1 protein-coding gene, 3 tRNA genes and 1 rRNA gene are annotated in these 957 nt (G+C 56.0%); all 5 read right to left on the bottom strand.

The annotated features are described in order from the left end of the window. On the bottom strand, window positions 1-147 hold a 147-nt coding region (locus AC1DKD_RS41550), incomplete at its 3' end, for a GTP-binding protein (RefSeq protein WP_441643095.1). Between the two features lie 43 nt (window positions 148-190). Continuing rightward, window positions 191-265 (bottom strand) — tRNA-Thr (locus AC1DKD_RS41545). A 41-nt stretch (window positions 266-306) separates the two neighbouring features. After that, a tRNA-Gly gene (locus AC1DKD_RS41540) sits at window positions 307-380 on the bottom strand. Between the two features lie 59 nt (window positions 381-439). Beyond that, window positions 440-525, bottom strand: a tRNA-Tyr gene (locus tag AC1DKD_RS41535). Window positions 526-868: 343 nt separating this feature from the next. Further along, window positions 869-957, bottom strand: a 5S ribosomal RNA gene (gene rrf, locus AC1DKD_RS41530); the annotation flags it as partial.

Below are 957 nucleotides of genomic sequence, written 5' to 3'. Positions count from 1 at the left end.
TTCGTCGTACTTCTTGGCGGCGCCGCCAAACTTGGCTGCCAGCACCGTAGCAATCGCGGCCGTCAGCGTGGTCTTGCCATGGTCAACGTGACCAATCGTGCCAACGTTCACGTGCGGCTTAGTCCGCTCGAACTTTTCCTTTGCCATTTCGCGACTCCTGTGTCGGTAGCGATATTGCCAGTGCGGTATTTGGTGCCCATGGGCAGGATCGAACTGCCGACCTCTCCCTTACCAAGGGAGTGCTCTACCACTGAGCCACATGGGCGAAACTTGACTGCTGCTTTTAGAACTGCAACCCGGGCAATCTGGAGCGGGTGAAGGGAATCGAACCCTCGTCGTAAGCTTGGAAGGCTTCTGCTCTACCATTGAGCTACACCCGCCGGGTTACCACGCTTTCTGCTTCACCCACACCTGCCGGGCACTACTACTTTGCAATTCTTGGTGGAGAGGGTTGGATTCGAACCAACGTAGGCGTAAGCCAACAGATTTACAGTCTGCCCCCTTTAGCCACTCGGGCACCTCTCCGCAGAGAACTTAAGATTATGGTGTAACTCTCCTTGGCTGTCAAGCACTTTCCGTACTATGCAAAGTCCGGAAGGACAGCCCATTTGGAGATGACGTCGATGCCTGCACTGGCCATCTTCGGTCACACCATCAATCTCCGGTGTTCGATAAAGAATGAACACCTTCACCCTATAGGGGCTCGCCGGAGCCGCCAGGAAGGCCCCAGACGGCCTTCCTGGAGCGCCTGGGACCTACAAGCAGCTGCCGACCCAAACAGCGCGACAGCGGCGTTTTAATCAATATTAATCGCCGCCGCAAAAGCAAAACCCCCCAGTACTTTCGTACTGGGGGGTTTCAAGGGAGAGCCTGGCGATTACCTACTTTCACACGGGTATCCGCACTATCATCGGCGTGGAGTCGTTTCACGGTCCTGTTCGGGATGGGAAGGGGTGG

This window comes from Cupriavidus sp. 05T313 (genome assembly GCF_056396665.1).
The sequence above is the reverse complement of the archived record's forward strand: the minus strand, read 5'-3'. Positions and strand labels throughout refer to the sequence as shown.